Below are 22,547 nucleotides of genomic sequence, written 5' to 3' on the forward strand. Positions count from 1 at the left end.
CCTTATTGACCTTATCAAAAAAAGCCCGGGCTATCTGGGGGGACAACGAGGAAAATTAATTCCTGCTGAGACCAAACAGATAGCCGTTACGCTGGTCAATGAAGCGGTACAGTCCGGTGCGCGGCGTCAAGCTGCCTGCGATATCCTTGGAATTAGTTGCCGTAATTTACGACGTTGGGAGCAGGCTGAGGACTTGCATGATAAGCGTCAGCAACCGGGGAAACGCACTTATTCGCACGCCCTGACAAAAGCGGAGAAAGCATTGATGATTACGACGTGTAATCAGCCGGAATACAGGCATTTGCCGCCTTCTCAGATCGTGCCGAAGTTAGCTGATAAGGGGATTTATATCGCCTCTGAGTCAAGCTTTTACCGAGTACTTAAAGAGTACAATCAACTGGCGCACCGTGGTAAGGCGCAAGCGCCTCGCAAGGTCGTAAAACCGACGGCGTGGGTAGCTCAGGCACCGAATCAGGTATGGACCTGGGATATTACTTACTTAAAATCGACGGTCAAAGGTCAGTTCTATCGCCTCTACATGATTGTTGATATCTATAGTCGTCTGATTGTTGGTTGGGAGGTGCATCTGGAAGAGAGCGCAAAGCATGCAGCTCAACTGATTCGTCGCGCCTGCGTGAAACACAACGTGCAGCGAGAAACGCTCGTACTGCATTCCGACAACGGCAGTCCGATGAAGGGTGCCACGATGCTAGCTACCTTACAGCAGCTAGGCGTCATGCCGTCCTTTAGTCGTCCGGCGACTAGCAATGACAACCCGTATTCTGAGTCTTTATTTAAGACCCTTAAGTACATGCCTCACTACCCTAATAAGCCCTTTGCCGACATCACAGAAGCCCGTCAATGGGCGCAAGACTTTACCACCTGGTACAACACACAGCATTGCCATAGCGGCATTCGCTATGTGACGCCACAGGCGCGTCACCAAGGGCAAGACCGAGAGATCTTGGCAAAGCGTGCGCAGGTCTATGAGGCAGCAAAACAGGCAAAGTCTGAACGCTGGAAAGGACGCACAACACGCAATTGGGAACCGGTGGCAGAGGTGTACCTCAACCCATCAGAGAATCAGCTAACTCAACGTCAAACCGTGAACTTAGCGGCATGAAATATCGGACAACTCGCTTGACAAATACCGTAATCGGACATCACCTCATCACATGAGCTACTAAAACCTAGACTCATGATTTGCGTTAACTGCTCCTCTGACAGGCTTTGATCCCTAATGCCCTCAAAGGAGCTCAAGCGTTGCTCTAGATGAGCCTGAACTAGAGACGTCATATCTACATATACAAGGGGCAAAGCGACTTGGATAACGCAAACACTTTCTTCATCTACGGTAAATGCACTTTGTGTCTCAAGCCCCTTACTCCGTTCAAGGTAATCAACACGCACTTCCTCAGGATAAAGATCCACGAGCAAGAACTGATTGAATACTAGCGGGCAAGGCTCATGAAAGCCATAAGACTCTACCACCGCTCCCTCAGATGTGGTGTAAGAATCGAGATTAAATGGCTGCGGCTTTAGGTGGATGTATTGCGTATAAAAATAATAGTCTTTACGGGCCGCTTCTTCATCACTCTCGTAACTCAAGGGCAGCGCCACCCGACATTGAGCCTCTGGGTAATGATCATCAAAAGCAAGTGCTTGACGCTCTTTTTCAGCGGCTTTATTTTTATTAAATAATGCGTGATAATGCGGTGTATCTTTAAAGACAAGCAGTAACGCCGTTATGGCAATGGCAATGAATAATAGGCGTTGTTTCATGGGTTAAATCCATCTTGCTCTAGAAACACATTAACTTAATCAACCATTAACTCAACGAACTCTGGCTCTTCTAACAACCTAAAACAGCGTAAAGTACTTAATTCTCCACCACCTTTTGCCTGTAACTCAGATTTAGCAAGATACTCTTCTAAATGACGTTGAATCGCCTCATATCTTTCAATAGGATAATCCTGCTGCTCCAACAATGCAGCTGCAGCGGCATTCCAGTCCTTCTGCAAAGACTCCGCGCCAAACTCAGAGCTAATCATAGCTGCACACCGAGCAATCGTCCAGTATTCTAAGGACGGAGACGAAAGAGCCGGATTAGAAAAACAGATAACTAAAACAGCTGAAAAGAATAAAGAGCGTGTTAATTTGCTAGTCATCATGATAACTACCTTCCTTAGAAAGTCAATTGCTTTGTCCAGTTTAGCAATAGTTATCTTAACCGATCATTCTATAACACTTGAATGCCTATATCAGACAAAAAGTAAAAAATGAACCCTTAAAACTGGTCCAACTGACATAAAAATTTAACTTGAGATCCGCATAATTTGTTTTTTTCATTCGTAACACAGCACTTCCATTATCTAAAAACACCAAACTCAAATTTTTAAAATGAAAGTCTTTTTGAACCTCAAGCGTAAGTACTTTAAAAACAGACTCTTTTAGCGAAAATATTAAAGTCACTGATTCCTCAAAACTCAAGCCATACGACAAGGCTATTTCCAGTTCACTTTTGCTGATAACATCCCAGCATATCTGATTGGCCACTTCAGGCGCTAAACATACTTCTGTATCTACCCCAACACCTTTATAAACACTATCCAATCCAACCATCGCTACAACAAACTCTTGGGAATGACTTAAGCTCCCTCTGCATCCATTGGACCACAATTTTCTATAAGAATCCTCATATTTCACCAACTCTAATTGATGAAATATAAATTGCTCCGAAGATACAAAATTAAGCTTCCTTAACGCTTTATAGGCTGCCAAACGACCCAACATGAATGAACACTGTCGTTTTAAACTTAGTGTCTCAATCTTTTCTTTTGTTGAAACAGAGCATCGTTGCAGCCACTCCTTTAAAACATCTGGATTATTAGCTAAAACACTTAATGCAAGGCCATTCTGTTTTTTGGCTATCCGATAAAGGGCTTCTTCTAAATCTGTAAGAGTCAAATTTAAAAATCATCCTGTATAACTAATGAAGCGAGCATTCATACTTTAAATTATGTAACCAAACCAAAATTTTGAAAAGCTGTTTTTTTAGGTGGAGTGACGTAATAATATTTCCCACCCAATAACTTATTCACGATGATAGCGTTTCGATAAGCCGCTAAGCCTAAATCCGGTGAGCCCACGCCTTGATGATAAACTTCAGCATTTTGCACAAAAACTTTACCTTTAAGATTCTCCTTAAACATTAAACTACCATCGTCGTTAACGATAAAATCACCATACTCGTCAGTTAGCAAAATGTCCTTTTTAAGGCTCTCAAACCATTCGGGCCAAATCTGCTTATATCCTGTAGCTAATACCACTGCATCTGTTTCTAAAATAACCTTTTGTTTCAAATCTCGGTGCTCTACCAAAAGACCAAAACACTCAACTCCACTTTTATTAAATAATTCAACATCGACCACAGCTGTTGAGGAGTACAAACTCAAGCAATGTCGCCCACCTCCTACTGATTGCTCATATATCTTATCGAAGATATCAGCGATAGTGTAAAAGCTAATTCCCTTATAAAGCTGTCCCTGCGAGTCGGCCAAACTATGCCTAACATTTCTTTCTAATTGTTGAAAATAACTCATATAAGCTGGAGTAAAACATTCTTGTCCTAGTTTTGAAAACTCCATGGGATTAAAGCCTGGTGAACGTGTTATCCAACGAATAGTATCACCTCTAACCAGTCTTTCTGGCGTCATTTTAGACAATAAAAACAAAACGCACTCGGCAGCGCTCTGACCACCGCCGACAATGGTCACGTTACGGCACTCGACTAGCCGCTCCCAACAAGTCAAAAAATTTGCCGAATGTGTGATAAGGGGGTGCCTAAGCTTAAGAAAACACGATGGTATATAAGGTCTTGTACCAATACCAATAACAATATTCTGACTATCATAATACTTTGCTGTTGAATCTTTTATTGTTTTCGATCTGAATACCTCAGTTGTTTTATCGTAACTGATTCTTACTAGCTCTTCCGAAAAACTACAATTATCAAGCTGTTGAGCAACCCATTGACAGTAATGATTATATTCACTTCTGAAAACTAAGCTTCTATCTAAATACATAAAAGCATATAATCGATCGTTTAAATGCAAATAGTTTAAAAAACTCATAGGATGCGTTGGATCTGCCATACTAACTAAATCGGCCAAAAAAGGCACTTGCAAAGTAGCCCCTGGTAAAAGCATGCCTTGATGCCAACTAAACCCGTTTTGGCGCTCAACAAAAACGCTTTTAAACTGAGGATATTTGCTAAGAAGCGCAGCTAACCCCAAATTGAATGGTCCTAAGCCTACTCCCAATAAATCTACAGCCATATTCATAATATTTCTACTCCTCTTTTAATCCACTTAACAATGAAAAAACGCCCTCCAAACTACGGCATGACACCAATTGACTTACACCGACATCTAGACCGAATTCATTTTTCAACTGCTCTACTATCTTCCTCAAGTGCTTTAGCTCTAAACCCAATTCAAACAAATCCTCTTTGACATCCAACGGGGTCGCTAATCTATAAGCTAGGACCGACGCATAAATCTTAGTTAATCGACTTAAGCTTAAACTCTGTCTACTTATTACTTTATGTTGCAGTTTCTCTTTAGAGTCCAAAGTTCGCATAATGTATTCGAGCTGACCTAACAGGTTCTTTATTTGGGTATTCGTAAAGACCCCTTCAACAAAGTCTCCTGCTACGACTAAATCCCCCTCTTCGTTAAATCCAAACCTTATATCTAATGCAACTTGAGGAGTCTGAATCGATTCAAAAATTTTTTTCATAGCACTCTTCGAGCTAAGTACTGGCCAAGACAATGTATTAGTAATGACCAATGGAAAAGGAATTATTGTCTTGTGCCGTTCACACACCACACGTGATAAATCAACACCAGAAAAACTCATATTTTGTAAACCATTTAATACATCCTCTTGTAAATGCCTAAAACTTTCAAAACTAACTTTTTTGTTTTTACTATAATGGGCTGCAATAAAAGTTGACTGATTGGCTAAAGCCCCCTTATATGATGGCAACACAGGGATAGCAAAATAAACACTCGCACTAAAAGAATCCGTCATAGCTTGAGCAATCGCACCCATAAGTATTGTATTTTTAAGGAGACCTAGTTTTGCGCCCTCACTTGCGACCCGCTCCACAAGGCTTGATGGTATAACCGTAACCTCTCGCCCAAAATTAACGCGGATGAGGCTATTCAAATCCATCTGCCAAGGGATGTCATTTAAACTTGGAAAACTCTGGATTTTTGTAAGCCAATATTTTTGAGCCTCAGAATAGCCACTCGACTCAAAGTCTTCGCTTAATTCTGTGACGTTCGTACTCACGATTGGCGCATCACCGCATAATTGACAGATGATTTGAGCGATACTCCGACCATCTAAAATCAAACCATCAAAACGAGTGAAAACTACAGTTTGCTCTCCTGGGAGAATATAGACAGCAACCTCCCATAAAGGACGCTCTGAACTCTTTGCCGGCATAGACCATCGCTGCCATTCCGAAGCAATTTTCGACCATGCACCACCCACCTCTAAGTCTCTAAAATCAAACTCGGAATAATTCATTATTTCTGAGTTGACGATATGCTGTGTCGGCGCTTGTCCCTCTTGCTCAATACAAACTCTCAATGCTGAGTGAATCCGCACAAGATAAAGCAGATTTTCATGTACACAGTCATGCGCTAGAGAGCCAATGAATCCATGACATGCTTGCATCGAACATGAGAGTGGTAAAGCTGCTGATCTCCCCAGCAAGTAACTTTTTTGTAGTGACGTTAATGGCTTTTTAGTTTCAACTTGAAGATCACCAAAAAATTTGCTTAAACTTATCTTTAGCAAATGTTCTGATTCTACTAACTGCTCTATAACACACAAAAATGTTGCTAAAATATCCTCCGCCCACCCAACTGGGATTAAATCTTCTCTCACATCCATATTGAAAAACAATCCGCTACCTATTTGACTGACTTGAAGATCAATCGTAGTGTGCGCAGACTGAGATAAAGACCAACACAACTCACCCAGCTCTTCTGAAACTATTGATTCGAATAAAACTTTCTCCGGTAAATCTATAGCTGAAGTAAAGACAACAGGAGCCATCTGAATTTCTTGTTTTTGCTTTGATAACTCCCTTAAAATATCAACACCAGAGACACTAATATTATCTAACAACTCTCTAAACTGATACGCAAAAGTTTTGCACCACTCATTTAAAGCAACCTCCTTATCCGTTAAATCTACATTTAGTAGAGTAAAATTAGCTCTCTCGCCTAATTTTCTCTCAAGTAGCGAACAGTCTATTTGGTCAACAAAAACAGGCACACTTAACCTAAAGCATGATTGATTTAACTTCGAACCCAAAACAAACGAAAAAATAGCAAGCATTAACTCTGTAGTAGTTAGCCCATTTCTATTAGCAATTCGCCTGATTCCATTGCTTTTTGACTGCTCCAAATGCCTTTGAATTGACTGACTTTTTACAAATTGCTGTCCTTTATGATATGGCAATTTCGGCGGAGGATATAGCTTTTGTATTTTTTGTTTCCACCATTTTTTCGAGCAATATGGCGATTTCAAAAACACTTCAACTACATCTTTGTTTGCTAACACCTCTCTTTCTGATAAAAGCTTTTTAAGGCCATTAAGATCAGAGTTACAACATTTTTCTAAAGCACAATAATATGCCAACTTATGCACCATAGCTCTGATACTAGTTGGATCCAAAGCAATCAAATCCACATCAATATGTAAGCGACCAGTAACTTCCCCTTTCGGCAAACACTTTAAAACACTTACAGAAAATCTAGCCACTGTAGCTGTAGCAACCTCTAACTGTTGATGCGACCAGTCTTTACGCTTACTCTCCAAGAACACAACTTGCTCTTCATCTGAAAGTCCACTGATGTCGTCCACCTCTAATGTATGAATATCTGACAGAGGCGCAAACCATGCATTCCCATTTTTGTCTATCCCTAATCTTAACGCTTTATTTTCTTCAAACAATCGGACAACACTAGTCGATAAACCATTGAGATTTATTGATTTCATTTCAAACTCAAGATACAAGTGATCAAAAACTTGTTGCTTTGGATTAGCAACACGAACAAACCAACAAGCTTGCTGCATTGGTGTTAATGGATATCGATTCATAATTTAATAATTTCGAATTAATCTTAGCTTCAATGAAAATGATAACCATTATCGTTATAATTATCAAACGCTCATCATTTAAGAGGAAAAATTGCAATGAAAGAAAGTCTGATATCTTTTACACCTTGGCCTACTCATTTAGCAAAAAAATATCGAAGACACGGCCTATGGAAAGACCTTCCACTCACAGAACTTCTTAATCAAAGCCTCAAGCTCAATGGCAACAAAACAGCGGTAATATGCAATGAACGTAAATTCTCATACAAGCAATTACATGAGCTCTCTGACAACCTTGCATACAACCTTATTTCAGTCGGACTTAAAAAAGGAGACACCGCTCTTGTCCAGCTCCCCAACGTAGCTGAGTTTTTAATAGTTTTCTTTGCCCTAATTAAAGCGGGAATCGTTCCTTTAAATGCAATTTACAAGCATCGTCAGCATGAGCTGAACTCATTTATTACACAGATTAAACCAAAGCTAATGATAGTCTGTGCACAACATGAACTATTTCAAAACGATAAATATCTCAAACACCTAAACTCAAACTTATCACTTCCACAAGTGATTTTAAAGCTACACGATACAGATTCTGACCTAGACCTAGATCATTGGATTAACGTAAAGAAGCAAAGTTTGCGAACTGTTTCACTACCTAATCACACTCCTCCAGATCAAGTAGCTCTTTTTCAATTATCTGGAGGCAGCACAAGTATCCCAAAGCTTATTCCACGCACTCACAATGACTACTTATATAATGCGCAGGCAAGCGCCGAATTAGCTAGATATAACCTTGATACCAAATACCTATGCGCAATGCCAATAGCCCACAACTTTACTTTAAGCTCACCTGGCGTCCTTGGTGTTTTATCAAAAGGAGGCACGATTATTATGGCTGAAAGTGCAGAACCCATGCTATGTTTCGATTTAGTTGCTAAACATGAGATCAATACCACCTCACTAGTTCCCAGCAGTGTGATTACATGGATAAACCAGCCTGATCAGTACATCAATAAACTAAAATCTTTAAAACTTTTACATGTAGGCGGCGCCTATTTCCCCGAACAAATAGCACGTCAAACAGTTGAAAAACTTCAATGCCAACTTCAACAAGTGTTTGGGATGGCTGAAGGTTTAGTTAACTACACAAGCCTTGATGATCCTCTTGATATCATAGTATCAACACAAGGAAAGCCTTTATCCCACTACGATGAAATTAAAATTATTGATGAGCAAGGTAATGAAGCTGAGATCGGCGAAACAGGCATGTTGGCTACACGTGGCCCCTACACTTTCCGAGGCTACTATAAAAGTAAAGAGCATAACCAAACCGCTTTTGATGAAGATGGGTTTTATTACAGCGGCGATCTAGTGCAACTGACACCAACGGGACACTTGAAGGTAGTAGGCCGAATTAAGGATCAAATCAACAGAGCTGGCGAAAAGATTGCTTCTGAAGAAATTGAGGAAATTCTGATTAAGCATGAAGATATCCAAAATGTCGCTATCGTCTCAATCCCCGACCACACATATATCGAAAAAACTCACGCCTTTATAACTACCAACAACAAGAACTTAGACATCACTGATATAAGACGTTTCTTACTGGATAAAGGTTTATCTGATTATAAATTACCTGACTCGATGACAATAGTAGAGAACATACCGCTCACTCCTATTGGAAAACCTGATAAGAAATTGTTGCGAAAAAATTTTAATCCACGAGGTATTTAGCAATGTCCACTCTAACCCTAGAAGAACTAACACAATATGTCCAAGAAATTATGGCTTACGAGAACTCACTAGATCCTAATGAGAACTTAATTATTTATGGTTTAGACTCAATCCGCATAATGCAAATAGCAACTTATCTAAAACAAAAAGGAATCACAATTGAATATCTAGAATTAGCTAAAGCACCCATCCTAAATGAATGGTGGCAATTAATCAAAGAGCGCATCTAGGATAAAGGACGGCTATGGATAATTCAACTAAAATCGATAACCAATTACCAAAAAAACTTCAACTCTTTTTAGAGTATTGCAAAAGAAATAAATATTCAAATATAGGATACCCCGAGTCAGCCCTCTTTGACTATGAGGCGTTGCTCCCCTTTCTAGAGTACTCGTTAAATAATTGTGGCGACTGGTCTAAGCCTAGTAACTACAAGCTAAACTCTTTCGAATTTGAAAAGGACGTTTTATATTACTTTGCCAGCCTTTATAAAATACAATGCGAAACCATGTGGGGTTATTTCACAAGTGGTAGTACTGAGAGCAATTTATTCGGCTGTTATCTGGCTCGTGAACGATTCAAAAACAGTATATTTTACTACTCAGATCAAAGTCATTATTCAATAAAAAAAGCTTTAAGAGTTCTCGATGTAAAAACACAAGAAATTCCCACCTCTTCAGATGGTACTATAGAACACAATAAGCTATTCAGAGCAATTGCCCAAAACCCTCCACACAACCCTATTATAATCGCTAATATCGGCACCACTCTGACTGGTGCAGTAGACCCCATAGATTTGATTCATCAAGGACTTCATAATCTTGGTTTCTCACAAAACGAATACCACATTCATGCTGATGCCGCATTAAGTGGGATGATTCTCCCCTTTGTTAAAGACCCTCAACCCCACAATTTCAAAGATGGAATAGATTCTATTGCTATATCTGGCCATAAATTCATTGGCTCCCCTTTCCCCTATGGAATAGTTTTAACAAAAAAACAATATATTGATAACATTTCTTCAACAATTGACTATATCGACTCTCTTGACATGACCTTATCAGGATCTCGTAATGGTTTAGCGCCGCTAATGCTTTGGTATCGACTACATGAGACAAGCGACCAATACTGGAAAGATCTTGTTCATGGCTGCTTTAAATTAGCTGATTATGCAATTGAACAATTTAATCGACACAACATACCTGCTTGGCGTCACAAAAACTCTATAACTGTCGTATTCCCGTCCCCCTCACAAAAAGTTTGGAGGCGCTATGGTCTAGCTGCAACCAAAAAACTAACGCACCTAGTTATCACTCCTCATCATAGGTATCCCCAATTAATCGACCAAATTATTCATGATGTAGCTACTGATCAGTGAGTCTTCTATTATGCTAATTCTAAATTTAGCCAAAGCACTTAAACACCCACTAGTTTATTCACATATAGCACCGCAAAAAAAGACGCTCTTCTTCAGTACTGCGTTAATTTTTATAAGCAGCGCCTTACAACTCCTAGGCTTGTACTTTCTATTGTTATTTCTAGAAAAGACGCTCTTAAGTCATTGTTTGTATAGTCTAATCTGTTGGACTATATCTGCTTTAAGTTATGGGAGCTCAAGTTTTCTTGCGCATAAAGCAGAAAATAAAATCAGTCACTCTCTTAAGAAAAGCCTAATTGAAAAACTAGCCTTATTATCAACAAAAAAACGTACTAAGTATGATGAAAATGAGATGAAGCGTCTTCTAAATGAGGATGTTAGCAATTTACACCACGCTATAGCTCACCTTCCATCAGAGTTATCTGTTTTTATTATCTCTCCCCTCATCAGTCTTGTATTAATCCTCACTATAACTGGCTTTCAGGGTTTGCTAACCATTGTTCCTGCGATATTAGCATCCCTTTACTACTTGTGGATTGTCCCTAAAACCACAGCAAGAGACGGAGAGGCAAGAATAAAAGTAATGCACAATATGATTTCAGCAGTTAATGACTATTGCCGTGGCGTCAAAGTAAATAGAATATTTGGACAGTCTACAGGAGCACTAAAAACCTACTTAACTGCAGCAGATGAATTTACGTTAAGCATGACATTTTGGGTTAAGAAAGTTGCCACCTTTGCAGCAATAGCAACCGCTTTTTTACAGCCCGTTGCTACACTTACCATCGGCTATTATGTTGCGAAAGATAAGGGCTTTTTACCTCTAGCTTGTACTCTATTCTTCAGTTTAACTTTTATAGCACCAGTATTAAAACTAGGTCATGGTTTAGACTATTTACAAAGTGGTATCCGATCAGCTTTGCGAATTACGGACTTCTTTTCCCTATCAACCCTTAACCAGAATAATAACCTACTGTTTCCAAGTGAAAATCAGGATATTAGCCTAACCATCAAAAACATTCATATCACTGGAGACAATATAACCTCACAGGAGTTAAATATCATTTGCTTGCCACGAAAAATTACGGTGCTTATGGGAGCAAGTGGTAGTGGCAAGTCCACCCTGTTAAGAATGATTGCAGGTTTTGATGACATTAAAGAAGACAGCATATTGTTCAATTCTCTAGATGCTGCAAATTTAAGCCTAAAAAACCGACATCAATGGGTATCCTATATGCCTCAAAAATTAAATTTAATCTCTGGCACGATAGAAGAAAATTTGAATATTCTTGAACCAAACATCGAACCCTCTAAAATTCTTGACATGCTAAGAAGATTAAACTTTGAACACAATACTAATACCCCAGTCTCCCAACTTTCAGGAGGTGAAAGACAACGACTCCTCCTTGTGCTTAGCTTATTAAGGGGAACTCCCATCATTCTGCTAGATGAGCCTACGAGCGCCTTAAATAAAGAACTGTCAATACTAACAATGAAAATAATAAAAGAACATGTTGAAAGACACAACAATACCGTTCTTCTAGTCACCCATGACGAAGAGGTAGCCTCTCTTGCTGACAAGGTTTATAAATTAGATGGACAAATTATTCTTTGATGGAAGCTGCTCGTGAAAAATCCAATCATTTTTATTACACATGAATCTAAACACCGACTTATTAAAATTTGCCTAGGCTGGCTCTTAGTTGCTGTGGCTGAATGTATTGCTTATGCTTATCTATCACTCGCCATCATAGGCAAAAGCTCTACCTTTACTATTTTTGTTAGTTCTTTTATAGCTATAATTATTACTACAACTGTAACACGCTCTGGTTTTTTAACTGGCATTGCACTAGCAGGCGATTTATTTCGCTTCTTAGGTCACTCTCTATCAAAAACAAAACCTGCATGGTTTAGTTCGGATAACCGTGTACTTACTTTGATTGTAGCAAGTGAAAATATTCCTCAACTTATGAGTATCCCTGCGCACCAGCTACAAGGACTCATACATACCCCTTTAATTCCTTTAGGCATGATACTGACCATCGGTTTAGTTATTGATATCAAGCTAGGTTTTGCTGTTTTTATCATTGCAATTGTTGCTTGTTTGGGCTTAACTATATCACAGCTTCACTTAAAGAAAGTAGATCAAGACCGCCATGCCAACAACTTAAAGCAACATCAAGCTTATAACGAAACTATTGAGAAGATCGACCTTTTTAAATCATTCAAAGGTGTAGACTCGCTTAGTAATTTCTTAACGCCACACTGGAATACTGAACTTAAAGAAAAAGACTCTCTCAACAAATCGGCAACGGCAGCAATTATTTTGAGTCAATTATGCAAATTCCTCCCGATTCTACTAAGCGTTTATATCGGCGCACTATATTCTTTTTCAGCCGCTTATTTATTAGTTTTAGCAATCTTATCTAATAGACTCACTGCCACCTTAGAGGACACCTCCTCAACAATTATCAACTGGCATGACTTTAGGGCGACCTTAACTAACTATAAAAAAGTTATCAACGCTCCGAAGCTAGAGCAATCAAACAATAATAACACCATTAAATTGAAGCCAAACATTGAGGTTTCAATTAGTCTTCACGGCCCAACTCTTCGTGATATAAAACTTACAATCCCCTACGGAGAACGGGTTTGGATTAAAGGACAAAGTGGCGCAGGCAAAAGCACATTAATAGATTTGTTAATGAGATTCGATGATCCTGGAATAGGCCATATCAAGATCGACAACCACTCCCTAAGAGACATATCTACGACTTCCATTGCAAAGTTAATAGCTTATGTCCCTCAAGAACCGATTATATTCACAGGTTCGTTACTATCAAATCTAACATATGGATTAGTTAATGTTGATAATAAAGCCGTTCATGAAGTTATTGAGGCTCTGGACTTAACTCAACTTATAGAACGCGACTCCTTAGGTCTAGAGCAGTCTGTAGGACAGCAAGGCTCCGCACTCTCGGGTGGTGAAGCGCAACGAATTTGCCTAGCCCGTGCCATTCTTAAAAATACACCAATTCTTCTTTTAGATGAACCAACTTCAGCAGTTGATACTACGACCGAGAAAAAGATTATCGATTACCTAATTAATCGCGAGTGCACGATAATTTATGTCACCCACAACAACGGAGAGCTCTGGAGACCCACCCAAACAGTAACGCTTGATAAGCCCAAAAATGAGATTAAAACTAGCAAACAAATAAACTAAAATGCTAAACCATTGCCATCCACTACTTTTAAAATTAGTGGATGGCTCACAAACAATTATCAGAACTATAGAAACCGACAAATTAAGCGCTTAACCTTATCCTGGCAATATTGCGTAACTGTTTCCTATCGACTTTTCCATTTACTGTAAGCGGAAAGAAATTCATAGCCATCCATCGTGTCGGAATATGGGAATCTGGCAGTATATGTTTTAATTGATTGCGGAGCAAAAAATCTGACTTCAACTTCAACCCTGCTTTTAAAATATAGAAAGCGACTAATTCTTGGACATCGTCATGCATTGGGTTATCCACCGCTACTACAATAGCTCTCGCCACTTCATTTATCTCTTGAATAGCTAATTCAACCTCATATGCCGAGATCCTTACACCATTGAATTTGATATAGTCATCCTTTCTTCCAGCAAAAATCAATTTTCCATCTTGTCTGAAATAACCCGTATCACTGGTCTTATACAGCTTAGTCATTACTTTACTTACCCTTGAAGAATCACCACTTACACAAGGTAGAAAAACTTCAACAAACTCACTTTCAGACAATTCACCCTCACTAACATAACCATTACTTAAATTAATGCCGCCTACATACATTGTGCCTATCTGACCAACTAAACAAGGATTCATATTCTCATCTAAAATCACATAACAATTACCGCTGAGCGCTGTTCCATAAGGAATAATTTCTTGATCATTCCTACTAATTTCGTGCCAAATACTCCAAATCGTTGTTTCTGTAGGCCCCCCTAGTGAATATAACCGCATCTCTGAGTTAAACCCTCTTATTTTATTTACTAACTTAGTTGATACAGTATCTCCTCCTTGAGCAATCAGCCTAATGCTTTTAAGCTGCTCTGGGTTAGCTAATGCATAAAGCATCTCTACAATGGCTGGAACACTAACCCAAATAGATACTTTATTTTTTTCCACTAGCTCAGCCCAAGCCTGTGGGTTTTTCGTTTCACTCAACACTGGTATCACCAAGGTAGCACCGAGACTTAAAGGTACAAAAATATCAAAAAGAGACATGTCGTGATGGAATGGTGTAACAGCAATAAAAACATCTAAGGAGCTTAAATCCCACTCTCTGACAGTCAGCTCAAATACGTGATTAGTAGCCTCATGATTTAAAGCCACACACTTGGGATTACCTGTACTTCCAGAAGTATATAAATAATAAGCAACATCACGGCTTAAGGTTTGAGAGACTTGAAGATCTGACACACTCTGAATTTCCCGCCTTTCAACATTTTCAATAAACAAATGACGTACTGAAGGAGTCCGAAATTTACCTTGTTCGCTTATTATCAAATCTGCTCGGCAATTATCAATTTGATAATTAATACGCCTAGCGGGCGCTTCTTGATCAATAGGAACCCAGATGTAACCCAAAAAAGCGCAAGCTAAAACACAAAAGATAAACTCTGGGCTTTTAGGTAAACATATAGCAACAACAGGCTTCTCATTCACACTATCGCACGGAATGCTTTCCCTAATGACTTTAGAATAGTCAAATACAGCACCTCCCAACTCTTCATAGCTGAACCTCTTATCACCTGCTACTATTGCTGTTTCTTTGGTGGGAGTTTCAAAAAGATTTGAATAAACACTACCTAAATAATGACAATTCTCACGTACAGCCATGTTATATCTACTCCTTAATTTAATCTACTCCTTAATTCATGTAAAACAACACCAAACCAATTTAACACCAAGAGGCTAAAGGCTCTTCAATCTGACCACCCTGTGTTCTCAACAACTGTATGTTCAAAAGAAAATCCTTCACTAGCTGCTCAATTGTCGCTGATGTGAACATATTTTTTTGATAGGTCAATAGCAGAGTCAATTCATGCTGACCCAAAGCATTTACATTATCCATAAACTCATAATGTAAAGCGAACATTGATGTATCTTTGATAGGCGGTACTTGTTGATAAAGTATTTCCCCATCAGCTCCATCTAACAAGAAGCCATTTAAAGAGTTATGTGAATGTATATGGATATAGACATCAAAAAGTAAACCCTCCAAATCAGCAAGACCTAAATCAGATTGAATCACATTGATCGGCACATCAGCATAGGGCATAGATGAAGCAATCGTCTTACTGACTTCAATCAAAAAATCAGACACGGAAGCCTCACGCATAAAGGGGATTCTATGTGCCACCATCGTGGTAAAGTACCCTACGGTATCCATATATTTTTTCTCAAAACGCCCCGATGCTGAGGTTCCTACAACCAGATCCTTTTTATGGCCCGCCTTAAAAAGTGTCATTACAACAGCTGAATAAAGCATTGTAAAAACAGAACCACTATGTCGCTTAGCTAAAAGCAAAAGACTACTATACAAATCTGTGGCTAATGGAACAGAAACTGAATCTGCCTCAGTCATATTGACTCCTGCTCCTTGAGACAAAGCAGATTTCGGTATCTCTAGACCAGTCGATACACCACTTAAGTTCTTCCTCCAATAATCTCGGTGTTCAGGTTTCAATGGATTTACTCTTTGATGTAAAGCGTACTCAATTATTGACGTTGCTGGCTGAGCCCACTCTGTTTTTTTATTGTTTAATCTTGACTTATATGCAACTTTTAAATCATCCATTATCGTATTTAATGACCATTCGTCGATTACCATATGATGTACTAAAAACGAAAGTACTTGTTTTTGTGATTTTGCATCATCAATAAATCTGATTCTAAAAGGCAACTCTCTGCGTAGATCAAAGCAATAAGTAGCTTCGTCTCTCAAAGAGACTTCTCGACTTTCTTCACTATGCCAAAACCACTTGTATTCATCCAGCTCATTCATTGGGATAACGTGCTGCATTACACAGCCATTGTTATCCACTATAAATTTAGTTCTAAGACCCTCATGCCTTGTCAGCACATCTTCAAATGCTACCTTAAAAACAGCCTCGTTTACATGCTTCTCAAAACGCACTGCAAATGGCAGATTATAAATATGACTCCAATCAAAAGCTTTATAAGCAGACCACAAAAAATCTTGTACAAATGTTAAAGGAGCCTTCAAATGCTCTTCAACCCTAACATCTGTACATGTCTCTACATCCGAAATGGCACTGTCATAGACCGCTAGTTTAGCTATCTTTCTTGCCGTTGGTGCTTGAAAAAAATGATTAAAATCTATTAAGATTCCATAGTTATCTCGGCACTCAGCAATAGCTCTTATAGCAAGCAATGAATGCCCGCCACAGTCAAAAAAGTTGTCATCTAACTTTAAGCTAGGAACTCCTAATATTCTCTGAAAAACATTCAGTATATGCTGAGCACTCTTATTCTCAATGTCATCATAAGTTAAATTTTCCGCAAAAGAAATCTGCGGTTCTTCGACATTTAAAAGCTTATGGAAAGAATTGAGCAGTTTACCTTCAATGTCCTCTTGACTTAATATTCGGTGAATCCATCCACGAAGAAAAAAACAATTTTCCTCATGTTGGAGCCCTGAAATATATATTTTAAAGGGCGGCTGCGCTTCTAGATCCCATATATATTCATCTCCTAATGACTCTTCAGCAACAAAAAAATCCTCTTTTTCTAAATCGCTTATTAGATGCCGCTCAAGAATCCCTTCGTCTGACAACTGATAACGAAAGTTATACTCGCTCAGTTCCTTTGCTGCTTCCCATAAAATTTCCCGTACTCTTTCTAGTGAAAACTGACTTCTAAAATGATGCTCAAAGATCTTTATGTAATTATTTTTTTGATTATGAAAACTCTGTAGCCATACTCTCTCCTCTTCAGAGGTTGCTTCGGTCGTTATTAATATTTTCTGTTTAAGGATAGTCATCGAAACGCTCACTTTGCTAAATCATTTATAATAGTAAGTAAATAAGAATAGTAATGATAATTATTACTATTAATTAATGTTAGTATACATTATGAAAATTTTTTTAATAGCAACTTGTTTTTTTTTAAGCATAATATCTCTTCTTCTGGGTGTCGAACAGCTAAGTTGGTTTATTTTATTTACTAGTCGATTACCAAGACTTATCGCCATCTTACTAGCAGGAATTGGCTTAGCTATCACTGGTGTCGTACTGCAAAACATCACTCAAAATAAGTTCGTCGAGCCCGCCACCTCGGGCGGTCTAGATGCAGCAAAACTAGGAATACTTTTATCAATAACACTAACACCAAACCTAAGCATATTTCCTAAAATGGTCTTTGCTTTAGCATGCGTTTTTGTATCATCTATTATTCTTGTATTCATCATTAACCAGCTCTCGTTTCGAAGCAGTGCCCTTGTCCCTGTAATTGGTTTAATATTCGGTGGTTTTATCAGTGCGATAGCTGAGTTTTATGCATACCAACAACAGATTATGCAAAATATGCAAAGCTGGTTATTAGGAGATCTTGCATCAATAGTCGCTGGTCACTATGAACTCATTTATATCATTGTTCCAATCATCGCTTTAACTTATTTTTATGCTTATCGTCTTACTGCTATAGGAATGGGACGAGACCTTTCCAAAAGCATCGGCGTCAATTACTCGATAACGGTAATTATCGGCTTATTACTTGTTTCTCTTAGTGTAGCCACAATAGTCATAACGGTTGGAGCCATTCCTTTTGTTGGACTCGTCATTCCTAACCTCATAGCACGTCGATATGGCGATCATCTCTCAAAAACTCTGCCTATCACTGCCATTGCTGGAGCCACCTTACTCCTTGTTTGTGATGTCCTTGGAAGAGTGCTTATTTTTCCCTATGAAATTCCAATCGCTCTAACAGCAGGTAGTATAGGTGGCTTGATTTTTTTGTCGATGATCTTATTTAAGAGGGGCATTAAGTGATAAGAAGATATGCTTTGATGGTGGGGATACTCCTCATGCTGACCAGCATTTTTTTGCTATATGAGTCTGGTTTAGAGACTGATTACATAATCAGAATGAGGTTCAATCGCTTATTAACGATTTTACTAGGAAGTATTTGTGTAGCGTATTCTTCAATTATTTTTCAGACGCTATTTGGCAATAGAATTCTTACCCCGAGTATCATGGGATACGAGTCTTTATACCTATTAATCCAAGTGCTTATACAGTTAGTAGGCGGTATTAGCGCATTAATCGCTTTAGGAGTAACTGGCAACTTCCTTCTTTCGGCGGCTATCATGCTGACCTACTCACTTATTCTGTACCGATGGATATTCCCATTTTTAAAAAACGATGCTTTTTTGTTACTTCTTTTCGGAATAGTTCTATCCTTATTAATAATCACTTTTTCTCAGTTCTTTCAATTATTGATCAGCCCGAGCGAGTTTTCGATATTCCAAGGGTTTACATATACCTCATTCAATAGAGCAAAACCAAATCTTTTATTAATTTCAAGTATCACTATTCTCCTCGTAATTGTTTTAATAATAAAGCAATTACCTATCCTTGATGTCATGCTACTGGGCCGTGAACAAAGTATTTCATTAGGCATAAACCACACAAAAAAAACAACAGAGTTTTTGTTAATTATTTCTGTATTAGTAGCGATATCAACAAGCATGATTGGTGTAACTGCATTTATGGGGGTTTTTATATCAAATATCACGTATAGCATTACAAATAACTACCGCCATATTCATAGCTTAACAATTGGCTTTTTACTCTCTTCAATTTTTTTTCTAACTGCACAGCTACTTGTTGAACACGTATTTAACTACAAAACAACAGTTAGTATTCTAATTAATCTTTTTTGCGGTGGTTTTTTTCTGATGTACATTCTTTATAAAGGAAAAAAACTTAATTTTAATGCTTAGCTTAGAGGGCCCTATGAAACCTTTGAAAAACTTCTTACTCGTCGGACTAACACTACTAGCTTTTACGGCTTGTCAACCAGCTGAAAACGATAGCAATACACAATCGAGCATAGGAAAAGAAACTCTTACAATTCAACACCAATTAGGCGAAATAAAATTAAAATCAACACCACAAAAGGTTGCTGCCTTAGATATGAATGACGTGGATTTTTTACAAGTCCTAGATATTCCTATTGCAGCCGTGGTTAGTGACTTTGTCCCACATTTTTTAAACTCATATTATAAGCAACAAAAAAGTTTAGATATAGGCGCCATTGTGCAGCCAAATATTGAGCGTCTTTACATGGCTAAACCTGATCTGATACTGATCACTCCACTGCATAGCATTCATTATGAAGAGCTAAGTCGTATTGCGCCCACATTACATTATGATATTGATTACAAGACAAGCCATCAGCACATAGAAACCATTAACCAGCACTTATTAGATCTGGGAACAATATTTAATAGAAAGCAACAAGCCGAAAACTTAGTGACTACATTAAATACACGCGTTTCTGAATTGCGCAAAATCACTGAACAAAGCTCGAAAAGTGCTTTAGTTCTTCTGCATAATAATGGTTCTTTCAACTATTTTGGTCAAGAGTCCAGATATGGCTTTATATATAACGAATTAGGCGTTAAGCCTGCTGTCGAAACCGAAGCTAGTCCAAGCTTACATGGACAACCAATAAGCAGCGAATTTATCAGCAAACACAACCCTGATATTATCTTCATAATTGACCGCACTGCAGTTATGGAACGCCAACCAGAACTCGACAAATACCAAATAAATAATCCATTAATTAGAAGAACAAAGGCATGGCAAAATGAAAAAGTAATCATTACCGACGCCGATGCTTGGTACACCACTGCTGCAAGCCCTACCTCTATTTCGATCATAATCGATGAGGTTCGGAGCGCCTATGATTAACTTAGAACACTAGGTAACATAAACTTGCAATTTTACAACACATGATCTATTATTGATAATAGTTATCATTATCAATATCATTTTTAAATATATTTAGGGTTATATAATGCATTCAATGACAGTAAAAAAATCGATGCTGGCAATATCCTTTTTTGGATTGCTGAGTATTCAAAAAGCTCATACTCATCAAGAGGGATTTCCACTTCCTCCCTCAGAAACCGAAACTTTTGAGCTCCCAACAATAACTGCCCATGTAGCTGACACTTATTCAGGCGGTCAATTGGCTCGCAGTTCCCGCCTAGGCTTCCTTGGTAATATTGATGTTCGAGATGCTCCGTTTAGTATCAGTAGCTATACCGAAAAACGTATTAAAGATACTGACGCAAGGGATATTTCCGATGTTATTGCAAAAACTGACCCATCCGTTCATGCAGCAAAATTCACAGCTGGTTCGCCTCTTGAAGATTATAATATTCGTGGTTTCCGTTCGAGTATTTACGACGTCAGCATGAATGGGCTTTACGGTATTGCACCCTTTTATCGTAGCTCTCCAGAGATGTTTGACCAAATTCAGGTTCTCAAAGGACCATCGACTATGCTTAATGGAATGCCCCCTTACGGTTCAGTAGGCGGTCATGTTAATCTTGTTACTAAGAGAGCAACTGCAGAGCCAATCAACTCCATCTCAGCTGATTGGCGCTCTGACTCAATTTTTGGTACTCATCTTGATTTTGGTCGTCGTTTTGGTGAAAATAATGCATTCGGTATTCGCCTAAATGCCATGGTACGAGGTGGTGATACTAGAATCGAGCACCAAGAGACTGAAACTCAACTTTACTCAATTGGATTTGATTATCAAGGCGAACGCTTCCGTTCTTCGTTAGACGCCTATGCCAGCAAGGAAAAAATTGACGGCGTATCAAGAGGAGTCACGTTAGCACCAGGCGTTCTAACCCTCCCTAGCGTTCCAAAAAACTCAAAATTAATCAATCCGCCGTGGACCTTTAATGACGTAGAGGACAAAGGTATTATGGGGCGAATAGAATTTGACCTTACCCAAAACACCACCCTCTATGCCACCGCTGGTATTAGTAGTCATGATATAAAAGCCTATAATGCAGGACAAGTTACTGTCGATTCCAATGGCTTTATGAATACAACCATTGGCGCCGTAGGCGATGAGGTTACACGACGTAGCGGTGAGATTGGAATCCAGTCATCTTTTAATACAGGACCTGTCAGCCATCACCTAGTCGCTAACATCAGTAGCTATAATGAACACAATCATTTAATTGGAAACCGATATCGCTGGGTCGATAGAACGAATATCTATAATCCACAATGGCGTTCGGATGTACCTGCTTACTCAGTTGAGCCATACTGGAAAACCAAAACAGATATTATCAACTACGGTATAGCCAATACTTTTGGCTTTATTGATGATAGCCTTTTATTAACCTTAGGCTTAAGACACTCTAGAATTAATACCGATCAAATATTAACAGGCAGAATAAATTTACCGACTGACCACTATAAATCTAATGCCACAACACCATCAATTGCGGTCAACTATCGAATTAATGATAGGATCTCAGTCTACGCCAATTATATCGAGGGGCTAAGTAAAGGCGCTGTCGCTCCATTTAATGCTATCAACTATGGCGAAGTTTTCTCGCCTTATAAAACTAAACAGATTGAAGCAGGTTTAAAATTCGATTTGCTCGGTTTTGACAACACAGTGAGTGTGTTCCAAATTAAGAAAAAGGATGGATACCTTGATCCCTACACTAACTACTTCGTTGCAGATGGCGAACAAAGAAATAGAGGTATAGAGTGGACCTTCATCGGTGAGCCTATTGATGGATTACGCTTTCTAGGAGGTATTGCTATTCTTGATGCGGAAATAACTAATTCAGCAAACAAGCTCATCAAAGGTAAAAACGCAACAGGCGTGCCAGACTGGCAAGGAAAACTAGGTGTTGAGTGGGATGCTAGTTTTGTACATGGACTAACCTTATCAGCTAATGTCACCCATGTCGCCAAGCAATACATTGATCCTATGAATCAAGTAAAGATTCCAAGTTATACACTATTAGACTTTGGAGCTCGCTACAAAGCCAAAGTCGGCAATAACAAATACCTTACTGTTCGCGCTAGCGTTGATAATGTAACAAACAAAGCTTATTGGGAAAAACCATATTATGGCGCCCTCGCTATAGGCTCACCAAGAACATTCCGTATATCAACAACATATGAGTTCTAGGATTCGAT

17 protein-coding genes are annotated in these 22,547 nt (G+C 38.8%); 10 read left to right on the forward strand and 7 right to left on the reverse strand.

Annotated elements, in window-relative coordinates:
* On the forward strand, window positions 1-1,123 hold a 1,123-nt coding region (locus tag HMPREF3179_RS06525; protein ID WP_083290709.1), incomplete at its 5' end, for an IS3 family transposase.
* Here the strand turns inward: HMPREF3179_RS06525 and HMPREF3179_RS06530 are convergent.
* From HMPREF3179_RS06530 to HMPREF3179_RS06550, 5 genes are all read right to left on the reverse strand, one after another.
* Window positions 1,099-1,782 (reverse strand): hypothetical protein, encoded by a 684-nt coding sequence (locus HMPREF3179_RS06530; RefSeq protein ID WP_070470172.1) that lies wholly within the window; start codon window positions 1,780-1,782, stop codon window positions 1,099-1,101. The genes HMPREF3179_RS06525 and HMPREF3179_RS06530 overlap by 25 nt on opposite strands.
* Window positions 1,783-1,817: 35 nt before the next feature.
* Window positions 1,818-2,171 (reverse strand): hypothetical protein, encoded by a 354-nt coding sequence (locus tag HMPREF3179_RS06535; protein WP_083290710.1) that lies wholly within the window; start codon window positions 2,169-2,171, stop codon window positions 1,818-1,820.
* Window positions 2,172-2,256: 85 nt separating this feature from the next.
* Window positions 2,257-2,967 (reverse strand): 4'-phosphopantetheinyl transferase family protein, encoded by a 711-nt coding sequence (locus tag HMPREF3179_RS06540; protein WP_070470180.1) that lies wholly within the window; start codon window positions 2,965-2,967, stop codon window positions 2,257-2,259.
* A 50-nt stretch (window positions 2,968-3,017) separates the two neighbouring features.
* Entirely contained in the window at window positions 3,018-4,343 is a 1,326-nt protein-coding gene (locus HMPREF3179_RS06545; RefSeq protein WP_070470183.1) for a SidA/IucD/PvdA family monooxygenase, read from the reverse strand.
* Window positions 4,344-4,350: 7 nt separating this feature from the next.
* Entirely contained in the window at window positions 4,351-7,182 is a 2,832-nt protein-coding gene (locus HMPREF3179_RS06550; RefSeq protein ID WP_036558413.1) for a condensation domain-containing protein, read from the reverse strand.
* Between the two features lie 96 nt (window positions 7,183-7,278).
* On the opposite strand from HMPREF3179_RS06550, the gene HMPREF3179_RS06555 reads away from it, so the two are divergent.
* Genes HMPREF3179_RS06555 through HMPREF3179_RS06575 form a run of 5 tightly spaced genes read left to right on the forward strand, consistent with a single transcriptional unit; the run spans window position 7,279 to window position 13,517 of the window.
* Complete coding sequence (locus HMPREF3179_RS06555; protein ID WP_036558415.1) at window positions 7,279-8,913, forward strand: (2,3-dihydroxybenzoyl)adenylate synthase; 1,635 nt, start codon at window positions 7,279-7,281, stop codon at window positions 8,911-8,913.
* 2 nt (window positions 8,914-8,915) lie between these two features.
* Window positions 8,916-9,143 carry a phosphopantetheine-binding protein gene (locus HMPREF3179_RS06560; RefSeq protein WP_036558417.1) on the forward strand — a complete coding sequence of 76 codons (228 nt, stop codon included), beginning with the start codon at window positions 8,916-8,918 and terminating at the stop codon, window positions 9,141-9,143.
* 14 nt (window positions 9,144-9,157) lie between these two features.
* Window positions 9,158-10,291 carry a histidine decarboxylase gene (locus HMPREF3179_RS06565; RefSeq protein ID WP_070470186.1) on the forward strand — a complete coding sequence of 378 codons (1,134 nt, stop codon included), beginning with the start codon at window positions 9,158-9,160 and terminating at the stop codon, window positions 10,289-10,291.
* 10 nt (window positions 10,292-10,301) lie between these two features.
* Window positions 10,302-11,906, forward strand: coding sequence for an ABC transporter ATP-binding protein (locus HMPREF3179_RS06570; protein WP_070470189.1), 1,605 nt, complete (start codon window positions 10,302-10,304; stop codon window positions 11,904-11,906).
* Window positions 11,907-11,918: 12 nt separating this feature from the next.
* Window positions 11,919-13,517, forward strand: a complete 1,599-nt coding sequence (locus tag HMPREF3179_RS06575; RefSeq protein ID WP_052043581.1) for an ATP-binding cassette domain-containing protein — start codon at window positions 11,919-11,921, stop codon at window positions 13,515-13,517.
* Between the two features lie 82 nt (window positions 13,518-13,599).
* On the opposite strand, the gene HMPREF3179_RS06580 is transcribed toward HMPREF3179_RS06575, so the two are convergent.
* Window positions 13,600-15,177: an AMP-binding protein gene (locus HMPREF3179_RS06580; RefSeq protein ID WP_052043582.1), complete on the reverse strand. Its 1,578-nt coding sequence runs from the start codon at window positions 15,175-15,177 to the stop codon at window positions 13,600-13,602.
* Between the two features lie 61 nt (window positions 15,178-15,238).
* On the reverse strand, window positions 15,239-17,344 hold the full coding sequence (locus tag HMPREF3179_RS06585) for a condensation domain-containing protein (RefSeq protein ID WP_052043583.1): 2,106 nt from the start codon (window positions 17,342-17,344) through the stop codon (window positions 15,239-15,241).
* Between the two features lie 91 nt (window positions 17,345-17,435).
* Between HMPREF3179_RS06585 and HMPREF3179_RS06590 the strand changes: the two genes are divergently transcribed.
* The 4 genes from HMPREF3179_RS06590 to HMPREF3179_RS06605 all read left to right on the forward strand — a co-directional run bounded on the left by HMPREF3179_RS06590 (window position 17,436) and on the right by HMPREF3179_RS06605 (window position 22,539).
* Window positions 17,436-18,350 carry an ABC transporter permease gene (locus tag HMPREF3179_RS06590; RefSeq protein ID WP_036558530.1) on the forward strand — a complete coding sequence of 305 codons (915 nt, stop codon included), beginning with the start codon at window positions 17,436-17,438 and terminating at the stop codon, window positions 18,348-18,350.
* Window positions 18,351-18,385: 35 nt separating this feature from the next.
* On the forward strand, window positions 18,386-19,303 hold the full coding sequence (locus HMPREF3179_RS06595) for an iron chelate uptake ABC transporter family permease subunit (RefSeq protein ID WP_225792250.1): 918 nt from the start codon (window positions 18,386-18,388) through the stop codon (window positions 19,301-19,303).
* A gap of 13 nt (window positions 19,304-19,316) precedes the next feature.
* The gene (locus HMPREF3179_RS06600; protein WP_036558533.1) at window positions 19,317-20,276 is read left to right on the forward strand and encodes a siderophore ABC transporter substrate-binding protein; all 960 of its coding nucleotides are present in this window, start codon (window positions 19,317-19,319) and stop codon (window positions 20,274-20,276) included.
* A gap of 106 nt (window positions 20,277-20,382) precedes the next feature.
* Window positions 20,383-22,539, forward strand: coding sequence for a TonB-dependent receptor (locus HMPREF3179_RS06605; protein WP_052043584.1), 2,157 nt, complete (start codon window positions 20,383-20,385; stop codon window positions 22,537-22,539).
* Window positions 22,540-22,547 lie beyond the last annotated feature (8 nt).

The sequence above is a fragment of the Oligella sp. HMSC09E12 genome (assembly GCF_001808505.1).
Lineage (GTDB): Bacteria > Pseudomonadota > Gammaproteobacteria > Burkholderiales > Burkholderiaceae_B > Oligella > Oligella urethralis.